Source organism: Brucella sp. NBRC 12950, from assembly GCF_030268145.1.
Lineage (GTDB): Bacteria > Pseudomonadota > Alphaproteobacteria > Rhizobiales > Rhizobiaceae > Brucella.
Genome location: NZ_BSQC01000001.1, coordinates 55,396 through 76,348, shown reverse-complemented (window position 1 = coordinate 76,348; position 20,953 = coordinate 55,396). Strand labels below are relative to the sequence as shown.

Below are 20,953 nucleotides of genomic sequence, written 5' to 3'. Positions count from 1 at the left end.
ATAAAGTAAAGCCATAAATCTGTACTTCATAATAGTTGCTGAGAACACCCCTCGAAGACGATAAATACCCGTCTCAAGATTTCGTTATCGGTAGAGGTTTGTCTATGCTGATATCGACTCCTTTTGTATAATAAATACAAAATGTACTAATTAAGTTGTATGTTTTGGACTACCTATCGTTGAGCTCTTCTCCTGAAGGATGCCGGGCTTGTTCCGATAATTCTCCCAAAAAAACGAGTAAGATGGACCTGATCTGCGAAACCGCACTCATGCGCGATTTCAGCAATCGGCATCTGCGTTTCCATCAAAAGGTCGCGCGCCTTATCAACCCGGCGGCGAATGATGTATTGGTGCAGCGTGACATTCGTTGCCCTCTTGAACAGACGGGCAAATTGCGCAGCCCCCACTCCGGCGGTATTGGCAAGCTTATCGATAACAATGCGACGATGTAGGTTTTCATCGATGTAATCGAATGTCTTTTGAAGTGTAGGAAGAGAAAGACCAGCATCAGGGTTAAGATCACCCGATGTCAGTGTAGAATATTTCGATACGACACGCGCAACAAGAAGACGCGCTATATATTGCACTTCAATGGATGAAAACCGTCCACCGACATACAATATATCTTTAACGGAATTAATTGTCCGTTCCAGGAATTCGTCATAGATGGAAAGACTGTAGTCAAGCTTGAATAGATTATTGCTAACGGATGAAAATTCTAGAAAAACATCATCCATTAGGTTCTTGGATATATATATATTTATAACTTCAGCATTACTATTTATCGAAACTTTCAAACTCTCGTCCGGAGGAATTACAATAATTGATCCGGGCTGCAGATAGAGTTCCGATAACTCTCCACCTATCTGCCAAGCTCCTTGCAGATGCCCTTTAAGGACCATGGCAACCAATAGCGAATCGACGGGCTGGAATACGGAATTAAATGGTTGCAGACGTGCCGTGTAGGCAAACAAGTTTTTCCAGCCGTGATCAGAACTTGTCTTTAGAATTTCAATAGCTTCAACGTTTCTTACATCATGGAATGCAACCAAATTCCCCTCTGTATTTGGCATATATCCTCCATAAACATTGATATTTCGGATTATCCTAAACTAATAATATCTATTAAAAAATCAAACCTATCTCCTTTCATTTTTGTGAATATCTTTAAAACTAAATCATAATAAATAGATAGCAATAAGCATATTGCCCGAAATCATGAGCAAACACTTTAATTAGTAAATACTAAAATTAGAAGTAATGTTATTTTTTACATCAGCCGTTATTTTTTCGCTTTGTTCAAAGCTAAACTCCGGTCGCGAAAACTTAAATTAAATGGAAATAATTTCCATATTTGAGATCCCGCACGAAACTCGTCGGTAACTGCAGTCGTAAAACGCGAACGATTCCAAATATTTCAGCCTCACTTGGCTCATCAAATTACACCCAAAGCGTGATTAAAAATCAGATATGTCTTGAAACCGCTTAAAGACGTTATTGCCAGCAGCTTCCGGGCATGTGCGGCAAAGCTTCTCTGGCATCAAGGGAATTGCAGGCCTATATCAGGCTCGAAGGCCGTTCTTGCGGCAGCAATCCAATTGGCACCGAAAATGACCGCTCTTATAAACCAGCCCCATCCATCCATCGACAAAGCGTCTATCAAACAACTGGTCGACACGTTTTATGGACGTGCGCGGGAAGATGCCGTCATTGGCCCAATCTTCACGCAAGCGGTGGCGGATTGGGATCACCACCTTGATCAAATCGCGGAATTCTGGTCATCGGTCATTCTGAAAACCGGCAGCTATGAAGGGCGCCCCATGCCGCCGCATCTGCGACTTGGCCTGAAAGGCGATCATTTCGATCGCTGGCTGGAGCTGTTTGAACAGACGGCGCGCGAGGTTTTCCCGCCCGAAGGCGCCATTGTCTTTATTGATCGCGCCCGACGTATCGCCGATAGTTTTGAAATGGCAATCGCAACCCATGGCGGGACGATTTCTACCCCGCGCCATTCACGTAAGCCGCTATAGCGCATCCTGAAAAGTGCGAAGCGGTTTTCAGATAAGATGCGCGATAAACGAATAAATAGAGCATACTGAAAAGTAGGAACCGATTTTCGGATAAGATTGGCGTCTAAGACAAAACAAAAAGCCTGCCTCTGATGAAGAGGCAGGCTTTGAAGTTTTATGCGGCAGGCTTGGACTGTTCCGCCTTAAGCTGCTGCTTGTGTCGCAGCAACATGCCGTAAAGATCGCGCGGCTCATCCGGGTCAGCCAGAAGATCGAGCTGCTCATAGAAGCCCTTATCCTGGAGCTTATCGCGAACATAGCGCAGTGCCGAAAAGTCTTCCGTAGCAAAGCCGACCGAATCGAACAGCGTAATCTGGCGCGCATCCTTGCGGCCTTCAGTCTTGCCAGTAATCACTTCCCACAATTCATTGACGGGATAATCTTCCGGAAGCTGCTGAATTTCGCCTTCGATGCGGGTCTGCGGTGGATATTCGACAAAAATATCCGAGCGACGCAGAATATCGCCATGAAGCTCGGTCTTGCCGGGACAGTCACCACCAACTGCGTTGATATGCACGCCAGCGCCAACCATGTTGTCTGTCAGGATCGTGGCATTGAGCTTGTCGGCGGTTACGGTGGTGATGATGTCCGCACCTTCGACCACTTCTTCGACATCCTTGCAGATCACGATATCAATGCCTGCGCCTTCGAGATTGCGCGCGCATTTTTCCGAAGCCGTGCGGTCAATATCGTAAAGACGCAGCTTGTCGATGCCGAGAATTGCCTTGAACGCCAAAGCCTGAAATTCGCTCTGCGCGCCATTGCCGATGATCGCCATCGTGCGTGCGTTCTTTGGTGCAAGATGCTTGGCCGCAACGGCCGATGTTGCAGCAGTGCGAAGCGCCGTCAAAATGGTCATTTCGGTCAGAAGCATCGGGTAGCCACTGCCAACATCCGAGAGAACGCCAAAAGCTGTCACCGTCTGCAGGCCGTCGCGCGTGTTCTTCGGATGACCATTCACATATTTGAAGCCGTACATCGTACCGTCGCTTGTCGGCATCAGTTCGATCACGCCTTCATCGGAATGCGAAGCCACGCGCGGTGTCTTGTCAAAGCTTTCCCAGCGACGGAAATCCTCTTCCACGTAATCGGCGAGTTCCTTGAGGAAGGTCTCGACACCGACGGAAAGCACCAGCTTCATCATGTGATCGACACTGACAAAAGGGACGATATTGAGGTTCGGTTGGGTCATTCTTGCTCCTTAGCATTCAGCGGCAGATCAATTGATCTGCCAGCAGCGAATGCGGTTTCTGAATTCAATAATTGATGGTTGGACGGTCCATGACGCTGCGGCCCAACAGGCTCGCCATCAGGTCGACCATCACCGTTGCGGTGCGTCCGCGTTCATCGAGAAACGGGTTAAGCTCAACCAGATCGAGGCTTGTCACCAGATCGCTGTCGTGCAGCATTTCCATGATGAGATGCGCTTCACGGAAGGTCGCGCCGCCCGGGACCGTGGTGCCGACAGCTGGCGCAATCGACGGCTCAAGGAAATCGACGTCCAGGCTCACATGCAGAAGACCGTTTTCGTCCTTCACGCGCTGCAGGAAGCGGCGCAGCAGCGCTGCCACACCGTGCTCATCGATAAGGCGCATATCAAAAACAGAAACAGCAGTTTTCTGGATCGCATCGCGTTCTGCCGGATCAACACTGCGAATACCCATCATGCAGACATTGGCCGGATCAATCGGTGCTGCCAATGCCGGGAAATAGCCTTCAAAGCCCTTCTGGCCCGTGTAATAGGCCACAGGCGTACCGTGCAGATTTCCACTGCCCGTTGTTTCCAGCGTATGGAAATCCGTATGCGCATCAAGCCACAGCACAAATTGCTTGCGACCCTTTTCCGCGGCGCGACGTGCAATGCCGGGAACAGTGCCTGCTGCAAGCAGATGATCGCCGCCGAGGAAGATCGGGAAACCGTCTTCGCTCTCACGATAAGCGGCTTCACTGATGGCTTCGATCCAGGCGACAGCTTGCGGCAAAGCCTTGATCACAGGATTGGGATGGGTCAGCGGGCGCTGTTCAGCCGGGGCCAGATTTCCCAGATCGGTAAACTCATGACCGAGTTCACGAATCGCATCCGCAATGCCAGCGGCTCGATAACCGTCGGGCCCCATATTGCAGCCCAGACGTCCAGTGCCTTCCTGAACCGGCAATCCCAAAATCTTGCAATGCATAAAGTGCTACTCCTGAGAAATTAAAGCATTTCCAGCAAAAGTGCGAAGCGGTTTTGCGTAGGCAAATGCATAGTAACAAAAAGATGGAGCGGCTCACGATTCTGTAGCAACTGGAGCCGCTCTATCGCCATAGATTGACCATTTAAGCTTGGCGATGTGAAGCAACCGGATTGGCAATTTTAACGGTTTGGTTTATCAGAATGTCGGATTGGCTTTTCAAAATGGAGAAAACATGGACGATCTGGATGAAAAGCTTATTACGCTTTTACGTCACAATGGCCGGCGCAGCATTTCGGATGTGGCGATCGATCTCGGCGTTTCGCGCGCAACCGTCCGCTCCCGCATGGAGCGTCTGGAACAGTCCGGCGACATCATCGGCTATACGGTGATCCTGCGGTCTGACGCGGTTGATCTGCCGGTGCGTGGTATCATGATGATCGAAATCGAAGGCCATGTCGCCGACCGTGTGGTCAAGGCGCTTGGCGGCTTCTCCGAAATTTCAGCCATCCACACCACCAATGGTCGTTTCGATCTGGTGGTGGAGCTGGGTGCTGCAACGCTGACAGATTTCGATGCTGTGCTGCGCCGCATCCGGCTGGTGCCGGGGATCAAGGCCAGCGAAACCAATCTATTGTTGGCAACACCGCGCTCAACGCGCGCACGTCTGTAATAAAAAAGCCCGGCTCAAAGCCGGGCTTTTTATTTTATGAGTAAGTGTCTGAATTAAAAAGCGGCAGGCCGTGGCGAAAATGGTGATTTTCGAGCACCGAAGCGGAGTGTACTTTCGGGTACATGAGCATCGGAACGCAAACAAATTGCCATTTGCAGACTGGCATGGCGGCTTTTTTCACTTCTATTAGGCGAGGATCGGATAATCCGTGTAACCCTTAGCGCCACCGCCATACATATGCTGCTGATCCAGCTCGTTGAGCGGTGAATTGTCCTTCAAACGACGGACAAGGTCAGGGTTGGAGATGAACGGCTTGCCAAAGGCAACCACATCAGCGCGGCCGCTTTCGATTTCCTGTTCAGCCAGTTCACGATCATAGCCATTATTGACCATCCAGGCAGCTTCGCCACCGGCATCGCGATAAACCTGCTTCAGACGCGCATAATCGAATGGCTGTGGACCCTGCTGGAAATCGCGTGGGCCGCCGGTCGCACCTTCGATGATATGAACATATGCAAGACCGTAAGAGGCAAGCTTTTCGAGCACATAGTCAAACAGCGGCTGCGGATCGGAATCCGATGCATCATTGGCAGGCGTTACCGGCGAAAGACGAATGCCAACCTTGCCCGGCGCAACCGACTTGGTGATTGCGTCTACCACTTCAAACAGGAATCGTGCGCGGTTTTCGATGGAGCCGCCATATTCATCGGTGCGATGATTGCTGTCCGAACGCAGGAACTGGTCGATCAGATAGCCGTTTGCAGCATGGATTTCGACGCCGTCAAAACCAGCCACTTCAACCGCATCCTTTGCAGCCTTGGCATAGGTCGCAACGATTTCTGGAAGCTCGCTCTTTTCAAGCGCGCGTGGCTCTGAGGTTGGTGCAAATTCGCCGGTGCCGTCTGGATGCACGAGATAGGTCTTCGACTTGGCTGTGATGGCCGAAGGCGCAACCGGCTTGCCGCCATTTGGCTGCAGGCTGTCGTGCGAAATACGGCCCACATGCCACATCTGCACGACGATCTTGCCGCCTGCGCTGTGAACAGCGTCAGTGACGCGCTTCCAGCCAGCAAGCTGCTCGTCCGAATAAAGGCCCGGCACATCGGCATAGCCCTGTCCCTGATGGCTGATCGGCGTTGCCTCGGTGATGATGAGACCAGCACTTGCGCGCTGTTCATAATAGGTGACGTTGAGGTCGTTTGGCACAGCGCGGGGCGAGCGATTGCGCGTCAGCGGTGCCATAACGATACGGTTGGCAAGCTTGAGATCGCCGACTGTAACTGGATCGAACAATGTGGCCATAGATACATTTCCTTCAAGTGGGAACGATTGGGCAAATGGGATTAAAGATCGGACAGTGATTTGAGCAAGGCGGCAATCGCCTCCTCATCGCGCTTGTAGAAGGTCCATTGGCCAACGCGGTGGGGCGTAATCAGCCCCGCTTTCGTCAGCACGGACAAATGAGCAGAAACGGTGGACTGGGAGAGGCCGCACCGCTCGAACTGACCGGCGCACACACCCATCTCCAGGGGCATGTGCTGAGCGGAGAAATGCTTCTCCGGCTGCTTGAGCCAGCTTAAAATGTCGAGACGAACTGGATGGCCAAGTGCTTTGAGTATCTCGTCCAACGGCATAGCCAATGAATTAGGCTGTGCTACAGATTGAATGTCCGACATCATGGTCACCTCGCTGATCTTCATTCATATCGTCATTTCACGATATATGTATCGCTCAATTCCGATTTTAAAAGACCCTACGCGTTCACAGGCGCGTGAACAAAGAATATACATGCTTTCCTGTGGACCATTATGGCGGTCGTGATTGCGTCAAAAACCTATCCGACTATGTTCGCGTAAAGATTTGAGATTGGAATGAATATGGCCAACGATATTAAGCGAATTGCCGCAATCATTGCAGCGGAGATCAACGCAAAGCCCGAACAGGCCATAGCAGCCATTGGTCTTCTCGATGAAGGCTCGACTGTGCCGTTCGTCGCCCGTTACCGCAAAGAAGTAACCGGCGGCCTTGACGATACGCAGCTGCGCACGCTGGATGAGCGACTTTCTTATCTGCGTGAGCTTGAAGCACGGCGCACTTCCATTCTGGAATCGATCCGCGGGCAGGAAAAGCTGACGCCGGAACTGGAGCTGAAAATCGCAGGCGTCCAGACCAAGGCCGAGCTTGAAGATCTGTATCTTCCATATAAGCCTAAGCGCCGCACCAAAGCAGAAATCGCCCGCGAACGTGGTCTTGGACCGCTTGCCGAAGCTATTCTGAGCGACCGCAGACTGGTCCCCGCAGAGATTGCCACACAATATGTCACGGGCGACGTTGCCGATGTCAAAGCAGCTCTTGAAGGCGCGCGCGACATCATCGCCGAAGGCTTCACCGAGAATGCTGAACTGATCGGTAATCTGCGTAACTATCTCAAAGATCGCGCTGTTCTGCGCTCCAGAGTTGTGGATGGCAAACAGGACGCAGGCGCGAAGTTCTCCGATTATTTCGACCATTTCGAACGCTGGGCAAATGTTGCAGGCCACCGCGCTCTGGCCATGCTGCGCGGTCGCAACGAGGATTTTCTGTCGCTCGACATTGAAATCGACGCCGACGACACCTCGCCTGTAAAGCCGGTCGAATGCAAAATTGCAGCCGCCTATAATATCGGCGCAACCCTGCCCGGTGACCGCTGGCTGATGGAAGTTGCAGGCTGGGCATGGCGCGTCAAGCTCTCACTCTCCTTGTCACTCGACCTCATGCGCGACCTGCGTGAACGCGCGGAGGAAGAAGCCATCAACGTCTTCGCCCGCAACCTCAAAGACCTGCTGCTCGCCGCCCCTGCCGGTTCGCGTGCCACCATGGGCCTTGATCCGGGCATCCGCACCGGCGTCAAAGTCGCAATCGTCGATGGCACTGGCAAACTGCTCGACACAACAACGGTCTATCCGTTTCCGCCAAAGAACGATGTGCGTGGCACACAAGCCGAGCTTGCAAGCCTCATCCGCAAACACAAGATCGAGCTGATTGCGATTGGCAACGGCACAGGCAGCCGCGAAACCGAACGTCTTGTCGTGGATATGCTCAACGACCTGCCAGCGCCAAAACCGCTCAAAGTCATCGTGTCGGAAGCAGGTGCATCGGTCTATTCGGCGTCAGAAGCAGCAGCGAACGAATTTCCGCAGCTCGACGTATCGCTGCGCGGTGCCGTTTCCATCGCCCGCCGCCTGCAGGACCCACTGGCAGAACTCGTCAAGATCGAGCCTAAATCTATCGGTGTTGGCCAGTATCAGCATGATGTCGATCAGTCTCGTCTGGCACGTTCGCTCGATGCAGTGGTCGAAGATGCGGTGAACGCTGTCGGCGTTGATCTCAACACGGCATCCGCCTCACTGCTGGCGCGTGTATCGGGTCTGGGAAAGTCTCTTGCCGAAGCAATTGTTGCGCATCGCGATGGCGCAGGCGCCTTCAAGAACCGCAAGGAACTTCTGAAAGTCGCTCGCCTCGGCAACCGCGCTTTTGAACAATGTGCAGGCTTTCTGCGTATCGCCAACGGCACCGAGCCGCTTGATGCGTCCTCCGTTCACCCGGAAGCCTATGGCGTTGCCAAAAAGATCGTTTCCGCCTGCGGCCGCGATGTGCGCAGCCTCATGGGTGATAGCGCAGCACTCAAAAGCCTTGATCCGCGCGTCTTTGTCGATGAGCGTTTTGGTCTGCCAACCGTGCGCGACATTATTGCCGAGCTTGATAAGCCGGGCCGAGATCCCCGCCCTGAATTCAGGACAGCGACTTTTGCCGATGGCATCGATGACATCAAGGATCTGAAACCCGGCATGATGCTGGAAGGCACCGTCACAAATGTTGCGGCCTTTGGTGCCTTTGTCGATATCGGTGTGCATCAGGACGGACTTGTCCATGTTTCGCAGCTCGCTGATAAGTTTGTCAAAGACCCGCATGAAGTGGTCAAGGCTGGCGATGTGGTGAAGGTACGCGTGACCGAAGTGGATGTGCCACGCAAGCGCATCGGCCTCACAATGCGCAAGGACGGCGGCGAAGCCCCTGCCCCGCGCAACAATGCGCAGCGCGACACGAAACCTGCACAAAAGCAAAACTTCACCCCGCGCAAACAGGAACAGCCGTCAACCGGCGGTTTCGGTGCAGCCCTTCTGGAAGCGATGAAGAAGAAATAAGCTAAATCTTGTTACCGATTGGAAAGCCGGTTGAGACTTTTCTCACCGGCATTTCATCGGTGGGAATGATCCAGCCACCGCGAATAGCGATGCGAACCTCATCGCCTTCTTCCAGTCTTACCGGATCGCGCACTTCGAAATGCAGGTGAATATCCGGCTTGGTGAGCGGATTTGCCTCGATGCGCGAACCGCCACCGCGATAGACTGAACGCTTGACCCGCACAGGGATGCCGCCGGTTTCAGTCAATGCCAGATCTTCTGCGCGAATGCAGAGCTGCGCATTGGCACGCGGCATTTCAATGCCGGAACAACGCACCTCAGCACGGCTTCCCAGCACCAGCGCCTCACAATGTCCCGCCTGCGCAAAGGACACGACCTCCGCAGGCAGAACCATGCCATGCGCGATGAAGGACGCGACCATTTCACTGGCCGGTTCCTCGTAAAGCTTGCGCGGCGTATCGAACTGCTGAAGCTTGCCGTGATCGAGAACTGCAATCCGGTCAGCAAGCGCCATGGCCTCGGCCTGGTCATGCGTGATGTAAATAATCGTCGTACCGGTGCGCTTGTGGAAAGCCGCAAACTCGTCTTCCATCGAAGCACGCAAATGCACATCAAGATTGGCAAGCGGTTCGTCAAACAAGACCAGCGAAGGGGCTGCTACCAGACAGCGAGCCAAAGCCACACGCTGCCGCTGACCACCCGAAAGATTGGCCGGGCGGCGATCACCAAAACCGTCCAGATCGACCAGCGCCAGCGCTTGGCGGACGCGGGCCTCGCGCTCGGCTTTGGCAACCTTTGCCACTCGCAGACTATAGCCGACATTCTCAGCGACCGTCATATGCGGCCACAGCGCATAATTCTGGAAGACGATGCCAACCTGCCGCTTTTCCGGTGGCACGTTGCCGTCAACATGAGAAACGCGGCTGTCCCCAATATGGATTTCGCCGCCGTCAACATCTTCAAAACCTGCAATCATCCGCAGAAGCGTGGTCTTGCCGCAGCCCGATGGTCCGAGAATGGCAACGAACTCGCAGTCCTTCACATCGAGCGACACTTCAGACAGGGCCTGAAACTCGTTGAAGGCCTTGGAAACAGAAGCGATTTTCAGTCGCGCCATGGCAGCACCCCGTTTGGAAGACGCCGCGCAAACAGATTTGTTGCAAGCATCAGCATGAATGTCACCGCAACGGCCAGAATGGATATGGCAGCCGCATAGGCGGAATCGCCCGCCTGTTCAAAAGAAAACATCACCACGCCCAGCGTTTCCGATCCCGACGCCCAGAGAAGCGCTGAAACCGTCAGCTCACAGAATGCGGTCATGAAAATGAGCACGCCGCCTGCAAGCGTCGCTGGTGCGACAAGAGGAAATATAATGGTCCTGAGCCGATAGAAAAGACCAGCACCTGCAATTCGCGCGGCTTCTTCCAGCGCACGGTCAATCTGGTGGAGGCCAGCAACCGTTGGCCGCAGCGCCAGCACGAAGAAGCGCGCAAGATAGGCAAACAGGATGATCCAGAGGGTATTATAGAGACTGACACCCACCACCGGCAGCGGCTTTAAGAACATCAGCAGACAGGCGATGGCCAGCACCACGCCCGGTAACGCATAGGGCATCTCGGCTGCAAAATTGAGGATCGGCGTCCAGCGCCGTTTGCGCCAAGCGAGCATATAGGCAAGCGGAACCGCAATCAGCACAGCAAAAACAGCCGCCGCAAAGGACAGCATCAGGCTATTGCCAAAAGCGCGGGCTGAACCGCTGTGTTCAAGCATCACAAAGCGGAAATTTTCAAGCGTTGCCGTCGCAAATGTAAGCGGCACGCCATAGGCCGGAACCAGTGCTGAAAGCGTCAAACCGATCAGCGGCAGAAACAGCACGATCACGATCAACAGCCAAGCAGCCAGTTCCGCCCACACACGCCATACGCCAAGCGCAAAAGGTGCAGCTGGAAGCGACGTTGAAACGATGCGGAAATCGCGACGGCGCGAGGCATAATCCTGTGCTGCGATCCCTGCCAAGGCGATCAGACCGATCAGCACAGAAAGCACCGCGACGCTGGAGAGCACCGCTGGCCCACCGCCCGCAAGACGCTGATAAATCAACGTTGGCAAAACGAGGTAATTCGATGGAATCCCCAGAAACGCCGGGATGCCGAAATTGCCGACGCACGACACGAAAGCCAAGGCAGCAGCACCGATGATCGATGGCGTCATCAGCGGCAGAATGATGGTTCGCAGAACGGTCCATTTGCTGGCACCGGCACTCAGACCGGCCTCCACCAGCTCGCGTGGAAGCTTGCGCAGACCAGCGCGCGCAATCAGAAAGACCAGCGGTCCATATTGCACGCCCAGCAGAAAGATAATGCCCCAGACGGAATAGAGCGGATTGCGGCTTCCCAGCGGCGGCGCCATGCCAATGATCTTGAGGAACTGGCTGGAAGGCCCGAAAAGCTGGAGCCAAGCCAGCGCTGTCACCTGCGGGGCAATCAGCAGCGGGGTCACATAAAATAGCACAAAGACATTGCGCCCGCGCATGTCTGTGAGGCCGACGAGCAACGCCGCAATAATGCCAAATACCAACGCCAGCAGCGTGCCGCCAATACCGATCTGCAGAGAATGCCATGTGGCAATCCATGTCGAGCGGCTGCTCAATGTTTCAGAAAGAACGGATGTCGAAAGCTGTCCCTGCGGCGCAACAAGCTCAACAAGCAGACGCGCCATCGGTGAGAGCGACAGCACCGCAACAATCAGCGTTACACCAACAATCAGGGCCGTATCACGGCCCTGAAGATCTCGAAACATCCGCATTTTCGCTTTTTATCCGCCAAACAGCTCGGAGAACTGCTTCTTGTCGGCATCAGTCTGATCGAGAACCTTCTGAGTGTCGATAGACATGATGTTGATCTTGGTGCCTTCCGGCAGCCATGCAGGGCGACCGACGCCGTCCTTGGCAGGCAGATAGCCCTGCTCAAGTGCCAGCTTCTGGCCATCGTCCGACAGGATAAAATCAACGAACTTCTTGGCACCATCGACGTTCTTGGCGGTCGCCATGATCGCAACGGGTTCGGTCACGGCAGGCACACCTTCCGACGGGAAGACGAACTCGATCGGCGAACCCTTGGCCTTGGCATTGAGCGCCATGAAGTCAACGAGAATGCCATATGGCTTTTCGCCACTTGCAACCGACTTCAGAACCGCGCCATTGCCCTTGACGCTTGCCAGTTCATTGGACTTGAGGTTCTTGAAATAATCCCAGCCGAGATCCTTGTTGAGCGCGAAACCGCTCAGGAGATAGGCCGCAGCACCCGAATAAAGCGGGCTTGGCATGACAACCTGGCCCTTATAGTCAACCTTTGCGAGATCGGCCCAATGTTCAGGCTTCTGGCTTGCACCGGTATTATAAGCGATACCGGTGGTGATCAGCTTGGAGCCGAAATAGGTCTTGTCGGCGTCATAGCTATCCGCAGCAAAACCATCAACCTTGGCGTCCGTGTAAGGTAGAAGGCGCTTGTCCTTCTTGAGACCTTCCATCGTCACCGCATCAGCGATCAGCAGAACGTCAGGCTGTGGCGCGCCAGCTGAAAATTCAGCGGCAAGCTTGGTGAGGAGTTCGCTCGTTCCCGAACGGAAAATCTGCACATCCGTGTCCGGATTGGCCTTGCGGAAAGCTTCAACCGTCTTGGTCGCATCGGCTTCCGGCTGCGACGTGTAAAGCGTCAGCGTGTCAGCCTGTGCGACAGCCATGGACAGAGCAAGAAGAGCTGGAATGGCCGTAGCCCGCTTCAACATCTTGGTCATGGAGTTTGCTCCTCGAATTTCTGTGTGATTTTCAGCAGCATGTGCCGCTGCTCCAGCGTGATTACGCTGCATACGAGCTGAAATGGCGCAGATACTGTCATATCGAGAAGCGCGATCATTCCTGTTCATGACTCACCTGTCAAACAAGTCTGTAAAACATCTGCCAGAAAATCGGAAACGATTTCAGAAAGCAAAATGCCCTCCGGCAGATATACGGTCTGCGAAGGGCATTTCAGATTGATTTGCCTTCCGCATCTCTTCCACCCCGGAAGCGATGCGGATGCCATAAAGGGCTTAGGCTTCAATTATATGACAATGTGAAGCAGCTTTAGATAATTATCTCAGCCGCGTGTGCTACCTGAGCGCCCGCTTCATAATAGGCTTCGCGCAGACCACGGAAACTCTGTTCCCTCGGATCGCTAACCGGCAGTGGCAGATCAGCTTCCCCGATCTCGCCTGAAACGAGCTTTGCAAGATGCTTGCCGAACACTGTGCCCGGCGCAATACCGCGTCCGTTATAACCCGAGAAGCCAACAACATTGCGTGCAAGGCGATGGAACTTCGGCAGACTGTCATTGGTCATACCGATCTTGCCGTACCATTCCGACTCAAATTCCACTTCACCGATTTGCGGGAAGAGACGTTTCAGCGACTTCTTTGCCCATGCCTTATGCACACTCGCACCTGTATTGCGCAGCGCACCGACGCTGCCAAACACAAGACGGCCCTGCTGGTCAAAGCGGAAAGACGACAAAACTTCCTTGGTGTCCCATGCACCTTGACGCTCCGGCAGAATGGAACGCTTAATATTGTCCGAGAGAGGCTTGGTGGCCATGTTGAAATATGGAAGGTGCACAAGCTCGGCGCGTACTTCCGGCCATGGCACATTGGTATAGGCGTTGGTTGCAACCACTATCCAATCGGCTGTCACCGTGCCGGAAGCAGTCTTGACCACCCATTTGCCGTTTTGTTCGCTGGCGCCGGTCACAAGGCTTCCCGTGAAAATCCGGGCACCGGCAGCAACGGCTGCATGTGCAAGCCCGCGCACATAGGCAAGCGGCTGAATTGTACCGGCGCGCAGATCGAGCAGCGACCCGGAATAGGCCTTGGTGCCGACCTTGGCTTCGGTTTCCTGCGCGTCGAGCAACTTCACATTGGCACCGCGCCGCGCCCACTGTTCATAGCGGTCTTCAAGTTCCTTGAGACCCTTCTTGCCAACAGCGCAATGCAGCGTACCCTGCTTTTCAACTTCGCAGGCAATCTTGTGTTTCTCGATGATTTCAAAAACCAGCTTCGGCGCATTGCCGAGTACATCGAGCAGACGGTCGCCATATTGATGACCAAGCACGCCCGGCAGATCATCCGGCATAACCCACATGCCCGCATTGACGAGGCCCACATTGCGGCCCGAGCCGCCGTAGCCGATTTCAATGCCTTCCAGCACGACGGCGTTGGTGCCTTTTTCAGCCAGATGCAAAGCCGTCGAAAGGCCGGTAAATCCGCCGCCCACAATCACCACATCGGCAGACAGATCACCTTTCAGCGATGTGGTCTTGGGTGCGGCTGGAGCGGTCTTCTCCCAAAGACCATGCGAGCGAGGATCGTTCAACATTGATGGCAACCATTTCTTATTTTGGAAAACTGGCGGTTTTTACCGTCGCAACTATTTCATGCTGTGGAAGCCACAAGAACAGCAATATTTCTGCAACATTTCATGCCGGTTGGGAATGACCTATACTAAAGAACGACGTTCCCCACCTGTCCTGCGATCCACTGACAGAAAACCTGCGTCAGCGGGTTCTCAAGTTTGCCTTCCGGAACCACCAGATAATAGTCATTTTCGGTCCGCATCGGCTGCTCGAAAAGCATGACCAGTTCGCCGTTACGCAATTCCTGTTCAATCAGATAAAGCGGCAACAGTGCGAAGCCAAGGCCTGCAAGTGCCGCCCCGATCACCATCGAAAACTGATCAAAACGGTGGCCACGATAAGCGGACTTGCCTTCAACACCACAGCTTTCAAACCATTGCGCCCACATTTTAGGCCGTGTCGCGAGATGCAGCAGCGGCTCGTTTTCCAGCTCTTCCGGGGTTGCCGGATGGCGCGCTTTAAGAAGGCTCGGGCTTGCAACAGGCACAATCACCTCTGAACATAGGAAAGTGCAGGTCGCATGTGCCCAGACCGGCTGGCCATAATGGATGGCAAGATCGAAAGGCTGCTCTTCAAAGTCAAAAACGCCGGAACGCGAGGCCACATTGATTGCAATGCCGGGATGTTTTTCGACGAAATCCGGAATACGCGGCATCAGCCAGCGCGTACCGAATGTCGGCAGCGTTGCTACACTGAATGAAGAGGTCGACTGCGCCGACGCCATGGCGCGCAGCATCGTGTCCTCAGTCTGGTTGAGCAGACGCCGCACTTCCGGCAGGAATTTTCGCCCTGCATCTGAGAGAAGAATGCGCTGGCGGATGCGCTCAAACAGCAATACACCGAGCTGGCTTTCGAGATCCTTGATCTGACGACTGACAGCACTCTGCGTGAGGTTCAATTCGTTGGCAGCCTGCGTGAAACTGCCATGTCGAGCCGCACATTCAAACGCTTGCAGCGTGGCAATGTCGGGGATCAGTCTCCTGCTAAGCTTCATTCCAATCTCGCATTAACATAGTTGCGTTCGTCGCGATCATAACGGCAAAACGGCTGATATGATACATTTTCATCATAATCGCGGTGTGTTTTTTATTTTCTAACATACCTCCCAAGCAGACGATCCAACTTCTACGGAAGCTCTTGCAATGAACGCGCAGAAATTCGTTTCACCGGACGCCATTCGCTCCGCCTTTTCGGCAGCCATGTCGGCCATGTATAAGGAAGAAGTGCCTGCTTATGGCACATTGATGGAACTCGTCTCCGATGTGAACGCAAAGGTTCTCGCAGACGACAAGCATCTGCATGAGCGTCTGACGGAAACAGATTCGCTCGAACGCATTTCCGAAGAACGTCACGGTGCAATTCGTTTGGGCACTGCCGCTGAGCTGTCGATGATGCGCCGCGTTTTCTCGGTCATGGGCATGTTCCCGGTTGGCTACTACGATTTGAGCGCTGCTGGCGTGCCAGTGCATTCCACCGCCTTCCGCCCGATCGACGATGCAGCACTCAAGCACAATCCGTTCCGTGTTTTCACCTCGTTGCTGCGCCTTGATCTGATCTCTGATGCGAAACTGCGCGCAGAATCGGAAGACGTGCTCGCGAAGCGCAACATCTTCACGCCGGGCGCGATTGCGCTTGTCGAAAAGGCGGAAGCCAATGGTGGCCTCGATGAAGCTGATGCGAAGACCTTCGTTGCAGAAGTGCTCGAAACGTTCCGCTGGCACGATCATGCCAATGTCAGTGCCGAGCTTTACCATCGCCTCCACGATGCGCATCGCCTGATCGCCGACGTTGTTTCCTTCAAGGGTCCGCACATCAACCACCTGACACCACGCACGCTCGACATCGACGCCGTGCAGGTTCAGATGCCAGATCGCGGCATCAACCCGAAGGCAGTTGTCGAAGGTCCACCAACCCGCAAATGCCCGATCCTTCTGCGCCAGACCTCGTTCAAGGCACTGGAAGAAGAAGTTTCGTTCGTAAGCGCAGACGGCACCTGGACACCAGGCTCCCACACTGCCCGTTTCGGTGAAATCGAACAGCGTGGCGTAGCGTTAACACCAAAGGGTCGGGCGCTTTACGACAAGCTGCTCAATGACACCCGCGCAGTTGCGCGCCCAGCGCCAGATGGTTCAAACTCGGCTGAATATGTGAAGGCACTGAGCGACACCTTTGCCGCTTTCCCTGACACATGGGCAGGCGTGCGTGAAGAAGCGCTTGGCTATTTCGCCTATTCGGTCAAGGATGCCGCACGTCTTGCAGCATTCAAACCCGATACCGATATCGAAACTCTGATCGAAGGCGGCGCAGTCCAGTTCGATCCGATCATCTATGAAGACTTCCTGCCGGTCAGTGCCGCTGGTATCTTCCAGTCCAATCTTGGCGACGACGACGCGCAGGATTTTGTGGAAAGCCCGAACCAGAAGCGTTTCGAGGAAGACCTTGGCGCCAAGGTTCTTAATGAATTCGAGCATTATGCCCGTATCGAACGCGAATCCATCGAAGCTGTACAGGCCCGCCTGAGCGGTCTTGAAGCAGCAGAATAATAATTAGACAGGCTAAGAGGATTAATATGAACACCGCTGTTAAAAAACTCGACGTGAAAAAAGAAGCCGCTGATCTGCTTTCAAAGCTTGGCGTTGACGCAGCCATCTACACGTCGGGCGACCTCGCTGGCTTCAGCCCGGTCTCCGGTGAACAGATCGCTTCGATCAAAACCCACAGCAAAGAAGATGCAGTCAAGATCATCGACAAGGCTGACGAAGCTTTCCGCGCTTGGCGCACTGTTCCAGCTCCAAAGCGTGGCGAACTGATCCGCCTTCTGGGTGAAGAACTCCGCGCTTCCAAGGAAGATCTCGGCCGTCTCGTTTCGCTCGAAGCTGGCAAGATCCCTTCGGAAGGCCTCGGCGAAGTACAGGAAATGATCGATATCTGCGATTTCGCAGTCGGTCTGTCGCGTCAGCTCTACGGTCTCACCATCGCAACCGAACGCGCTGGCCATCGCATGATGGAAACCTGGCATCCGCTTGGCGTTGTCGGCGTTATCTCGGCCTTCAACTTCCCTGTTGCTGTCTGGGCATGGAACTCCGCTCTTGCTATCGTTTGCGGTAACTCGGTTGTCTGGAAGCCATCTGAAAAGACCCTGCTCACCGCTATTGCATGTGACGCAATCCTGAAGCGCGCCATCAAGCGTTTTGGCGACGCTCCAGAAGGTCTGGCTGAAGTTGTACTCGGCGACCGTACGGTTGGTGAAGTTCTCGTTGACAGCCCGAAGGTTCCTGTTCTTTCGGCAACCGGTTCGACCCGCATGGGCCGCGAAGTTGGTCCACGCCTTGCAAAGCGTTTTGCGCGTGCAATCCTCGAACTCGGCGGCAACAATGCCGGTATCGTCTGCCCATCGGCCGATCTCGACATGGCGCTGCGTGCAATCGCTTTCGGTGCAATGGGCACCGCTGGTCAGCGTTGCACCACGCTCCGTCGTCTGTTCGTGCATGAAAGCGTTTACGACGCTCTCGTTCCACGTCTGCAGAAGGCATATGCCAGCGTTACCGTTGGTTCGCCGCTCGAAACCACAGCTCTGGTTGGTCCATTGATCGACAAGGTTGCTTTCGACAACATGCAGAAGGCACTCAAGGAAGCAGCCGCTCACGGCGGTAAGGTACAGGGCGGCGAACGCGTCGACGCTGGCCATGAAAACGCTTACTACGTGCGTCCGGCTATCGTCGAAATGCCAAAGCAGCAGGGTCCGGTTCTCGAAGAAACCTTCGCACCGATCCTTTACGTCATGAAGTATTCCGACTTCGACGACGTGCTCGCGAGCCACAATGAAGTTGGCGCAGGCCTGTCCTCGTCGATCTTCACGCTGAACCTTCAGGAAGCAGAGCGCTTCCTTTCGGTTGAAGGTTCGGATTGCGGCATTGCAAACGTCAATATCGGTACTTCGGGTGCTGAAATCGGCGGCGCATTCGGCGGCGAAAAGGAAACTGGTGGCGGCCGTGAATCGGGTTCGGATGCGTGGAAGGGCTATATGCGCCGCGCAACCAACACCATCAACTACTCGAAGGCTCTGCCGCTCGCACAGGGCGTTTCCTTCGACATCGACTAATTGGTCTCACGATAGATCAAAAGAAAACCCCGCTTTTGGCGGGGTTTTTTATTGGCTTAAACTTTGAATTGGCACAACGCATTGACCGATGCTTCCCTAAGCCATGCTATTAGCGAGATTGTCGTTATGACGTGCCGAAAATCGTGGCTTTTGAGAACCGGCGCGCAGCGTACTTGAGTACGTGAGCACCGGAAGCGCAAAAAGACGCGATTTGCAGGCCGTCAGAGCGGCAATATCAGCCCATGCGTTCGGAGGCGAATGACCCGGGTGACGCCGGGAATACTACGGTACGATTGCCGTTGAGGAATGAACGGTGATGAATATGTGCGTGAACGGCGCGCGCCAGAACCTGTGCTTCAACATCACGGCCAATCGACACGTAATCGGCGGCACTCTGCGCGTGCGTGATACGGGCGACATCCTGCTCGATGATCGGACCTTCATCAAGATCGGCGGTTACATAATGCGCCGTGGCACCAATCAGCTTCACACCGCGCTCATAGGCCTGCTTGTAAGGGTTTGCACCCTTAAACGACGGCAGGAAAGAGTGGTGGATGTTGATGATCCTGCCCGACATCTTCTGGCAAAGCTGATCGGACAGAACCTGCATGTAACGCGCAAGAACCACCAGCTCAGTGCCCGTATTATCGACAATATCCAGAAGACGCTGTTCGGCTTCCGGCTTGTTGGCCTTGGTGACAGCCACATGATGGAACGGAATATCGTGATTGACGACGACCTTCTGATAATCGAAGTGGTTCGACACGACACCAACGATATCGATTGGCAAGGCGCCGATTTTCCAGCGATAGAGAAGATCGTTCAGGCAATGACCAAAACGCGACACCATAAGCAGCGTCTTCGTGCGATGGGCATTGTCGTGGAAATCGAAATCCATTTCAAACGGCGCTGCGATAGGCTGAAAGCCTTCGCGCAGAATATCAAGCGCCACGCCGTCTTCGGAAATGAAGCTGACACGCATGAAGAAGCGACCAGTGTCCAGATCGTCGAACTGGGCGCTGTCGATGATATTGCACCCTTTGCCCGCAAGATAACCCGAGATGGCGGCAACAATACCGCGAGTGGATTTACAGGTGACGGTCAGGACAAAGTTATGCATCGGACTTCCTTCATTACGCAGGCTCAATGGCATCGTGATTTTTACTCTACGATGTGATGATCGCCATGCCAGAATGCGTAATGCACTGACCGGATTGCGCTATCAAGTCGATAATGCGTGAATATTGGAATTGTGGGAGTATTCTTTAGACCGTCGACGTTACCTTGTTCAAATGACGTGGCTTATCGGGGTCGTAGCCCTTGCGGCGCGTCACCGTCTCGATGATCCGATAATAGTTGATGAGCGAAACCAGAGGGTCGAGATGGCCATTACCGGTACTGGCAGACGGCACCCGATGGCCCGGCACCGAAGCATCACCAAACGAGACAAGGTTTGCGCCGAACGACTGAAGCCTGCCCAGTGCCTGAATGCTCGTTTCAAGCGCTTCATCCTGCGGTATGAACGAGAGGATTGGGAAGCCGGTTTCCACCAGCCGCATCGGTCCATGCATCAGCTCAGCAAGTGAGAATGCTTCCGCATGAATATTGGCGGTCTCCTTGGCCTTGAGGGCCGCTTCAAGCGAAATGGCATAGGCCGTACCACGTCCGCCAGTGAACAGTGACTTTGCCTCAACCAGCAGGTCTTCCACCACCTCTCGGCCTTCCGGCTTTGTGGCAGCCAACGCTTCCGGCAAGCGGCTCAAACCGTCTTTCAGCCGGACATCGTTGCTGGCGGCAGCAACCACACCTGAAAGCGCTGCGACTGATGCAATGAAGGACTTGGTGGCGGCAACGCTTTTCTCTTCGCCTGCATGAAGGGCGAGCACAATATCGGCCCCCTTCGCAAGCGGACTATCGGTCACGTTAACAACGGCAACTGTCGTCGCGCCACCCCGCTTTGCTGCATCCTGCACCGCGATAATGTCCGGGCTTGCACCCGATTGCGACACAGTGAAATGCAGACCACCCTCCAATTTCAGCTTCGCGCCATAAACGGAAGCCACCGATGGTCCGATAGAGGCAACCGGAATGCCCGTGGCAATCTCCATCAGATACTTGAAGAAAGTCGCCGCATGATCGGACGAGCCGCGCGCAGCTGTCGTAATCATGGTGGGTGACTTTTCAAACAACCGACCGATCTCAGCAAATGTCCCAACTTCTGCTGCAAGAAGTTTCGCCACCACAGATGGTGACTGTTCGGTTTCCTGTAGCATCAGGGATGGGGCAGTCTGCATAATCATTCTCCGG

The 20,953-nt window shown here is 54.2% G+C and carries 17 protein-coding genes; 5 read left to right on the top strand and 12 right to left on the bottom strand.

The genetic code is table 11. From position 1 onward, the window contains the following. Positions 1 to 173: 173 nt before the first annotated feature. The gene (locus QSJ70_RS00330) at positions 174 to 1,073 is read right to left on the bottom strand and encodes a helix-turn-helix domain-containing protein (RefSeq protein WP_285534432.1); all 900 of its coding nucleotides are present in this window, start codon (positions 1,071 to 1,073) and stop codon (positions 174 to 176) included. Between the two features lie 537 nt (positions 1,074 to 1,610). Between QSJ70_RS00330 and QSJ70_RS00325 the strand changes: the two genes are divergently transcribed. Beyond that, positions 1,611 to 2,030, top strand: coding sequence for a group III truncated hemoglobin (locus QSJ70_RS00325; RefSeq protein WP_215775599.1), 420 nt, complete (start codon positions 1,611 to 1,613; stop codon positions 2,028 to 2,030). 154 nt (positions 2,031 to 2,184) lie between these two features. Here the strand turns inward: QSJ70_RS00325 and ocd are convergent, their stop codons facing one another. Beyond that, complete coding sequence (ocd, locus tag QSJ70_RS00320) at positions 2,185 to 3,261, bottom strand: ornithine cyclodeaminase (RefSeq protein ID WP_215775600.1); 1,077 nt, start codon at positions 3,259 to 3,261, stop codon at positions 2,185 to 2,187. 64 nt (positions 3,262 to 3,325) lie between these two features. Next, positions 3,326 to 4,246, bottom strand: a complete 921-nt coding sequence (gene rocF, locus QSJ70_RS00315; RefSeq protein ID WP_064320911.1) for an arginase — start codon at positions 4,244 to 4,246, stop codon at positions 3,326 to 3,328. Between the two features lie 232 nt (positions 4,247 to 4,478). On the opposite strand from rocF, the gene QSJ70_RS00310 reads away from it, so the two are divergent. Continuing rightward, on the top strand, positions 4,479 to 4,916 hold the full coding sequence (locus QSJ70_RS00310) for an Lrp/AsnC family transcriptional regulator (protein WP_007876167.1): 438 nt from the start codon (positions 4,479 to 4,481) through the stop codon (positions 4,914 to 4,916). Between the two features lie 186 nt (positions 4,917 to 5,102). Here QSJ70_RS00310 and QSJ70_RS00305 read toward each other — a convergent pair whose 3' ends face one another. After that, positions 5,103 to 6,218, bottom strand: coding sequence for an alkene reductase (locus QSJ70_RS00305; RefSeq protein WP_007876168.1), 1,116 nt, complete (start codon positions 6,216 to 6,218; stop codon positions 5,103 to 5,105). Positions 6,219 to 6,259: 41 nt separating this feature from the next. Further along, positions 6,260 to 6,550 (bottom strand): ArsR/SmtB family transcription factor, encoded by a 291-nt coding sequence (locus tag QSJ70_RS00300; protein WP_007876169.1) that lies wholly within the window; start codon positions 6,548 to 6,550, stop codon positions 6,260 to 6,262. Between the two features lie 243 nt (positions 6,551 to 6,793). Between QSJ70_RS00300 and QSJ70_RS00295 the strand changes: the two genes are divergently transcribed. Next, a complete protein-coding gene (locus tag QSJ70_RS00295) occupies positions 6,794 to 9,100 on the top strand; it encodes a Tex family protein (protein ID WP_215775601.1) in 2,307 nt (768 codons plus the stop codon). A 1-nt stretch (position 9,101) separates the two neighbouring features. Here the strand turns inward: QSJ70_RS00295 and QSJ70_RS00290 are convergent, their stop codons facing one another. The 5 genes from QSJ70_RS00290 to QSJ70_RS00270 form a co-directional block, all read right to left on the bottom strand. After that, positions 9,102 to 10,217: an ABC transporter ATP-binding protein gene (locus QSJ70_RS00290; protein WP_215775602.1), complete on the bottom strand. Its 1,116-nt coding sequence runs from the start codon at positions 10,215 to 10,217 to the stop codon at positions 9,102 to 9,104. Further along, complete coding sequence (locus QSJ70_RS00285; RefSeq protein WP_215775603.1) at positions 10,205 to 11,905, bottom strand: ABC transporter permease; 1,701 nt, start codon at positions 11,903 to 11,905, stop codon at positions 10,205 to 10,207. The genes QSJ70_RS00290 and QSJ70_RS00285 overlap by 13 nt, the downstream gene beginning before the upstream one ends. Before the next feature lie 9 nt (positions 11,906 to 11,914). Continuing rightward, positions 11,915 to 12,895: an ABC transporter substrate-binding protein gene (locus tag QSJ70_RS00280; RefSeq protein ID WP_215775604.1), complete on the bottom strand. Its 981-nt coding sequence runs from the start codon at positions 12,893 to 12,895 to the stop codon at positions 11,915 to 11,917. 328 nt (positions 12,896 to 13,223) lie between these two features. Beyond that, a complete protein-coding gene (locus QSJ70_RS00275) occupies positions 13,224 to 14,507 on the bottom strand; it encodes an NAD(P)/FAD-dependent oxidoreductase (protein WP_215775605.1) in 1,284 nt (427 codons plus the stop codon). 125 nt (positions 14,508 to 14,632) lie between these two features. Continuing rightward, complete coding sequence (locus tag QSJ70_RS00270) at positions 14,633 to 15,538, bottom strand: LysR family transcriptional regulator (RefSeq protein ID WP_007876178.1); 906 nt, start codon at positions 15,536 to 15,538, stop codon at positions 14,633 to 14,635. 148 nt (positions 15,539 to 15,686) lie between these two features. On the opposite strand from QSJ70_RS00270, the gene hglS reads away from it, so the two are divergent. Continuing rightward, on the top strand, positions 15,687 to 17,087 hold the full coding sequence (gene hglS / locus QSJ70_RS00265) for a 2-oxoadipate dioxygenase/decarboxylase HglS (protein ID WP_215775606.1): 1,401 nt from the start codon (positions 15,687 to 15,689) through the stop codon (positions 17,085 to 17,087). Between the two features lie 26 nt (positions 17,088 to 17,113). Further along, positions 17,114 to 18,646: an L-piperidine-6-carboxylate dehydrogenase gene (gene amaB / locus QSJ70_RS00260; protein ID WP_007876181.1), complete on the top strand. Its 1,533-nt coding sequence runs from the start codon at positions 17,114 to 17,116 to the stop codon at positions 18,644 to 18,646. A gap of 235 nt (positions 18,647 to 18,881) precedes the next feature. Here amaB and purU read toward each other — a convergent pair whose 3' ends face one another. Continuing rightward, positions 18,882 to 19,766 carry a formyltetrahydrofolate deformylase gene (gene purU, locus QSJ70_RS00255; protein WP_285534431.1) on the bottom strand — a complete coding sequence of 295 codons (885 nt, stop codon included), beginning with the start codon at positions 19,764 to 19,766 and terminating at the stop codon, positions 18,882 to 18,884. A 145-nt stretch (positions 19,767 to 19,911) separates the two neighbouring features. Next, positions 19,912 to 20,940, bottom strand: coding sequence for an SIS domain-containing protein (locus tag QSJ70_RS00250; RefSeq protein WP_285534429.1), 1,029 nt, complete (start codon positions 20,938 to 20,940; stop codon positions 19,912 to 19,914). Between the last annotated feature and the right edge of the window lie 13 nt (positions 20,941 to 20,953).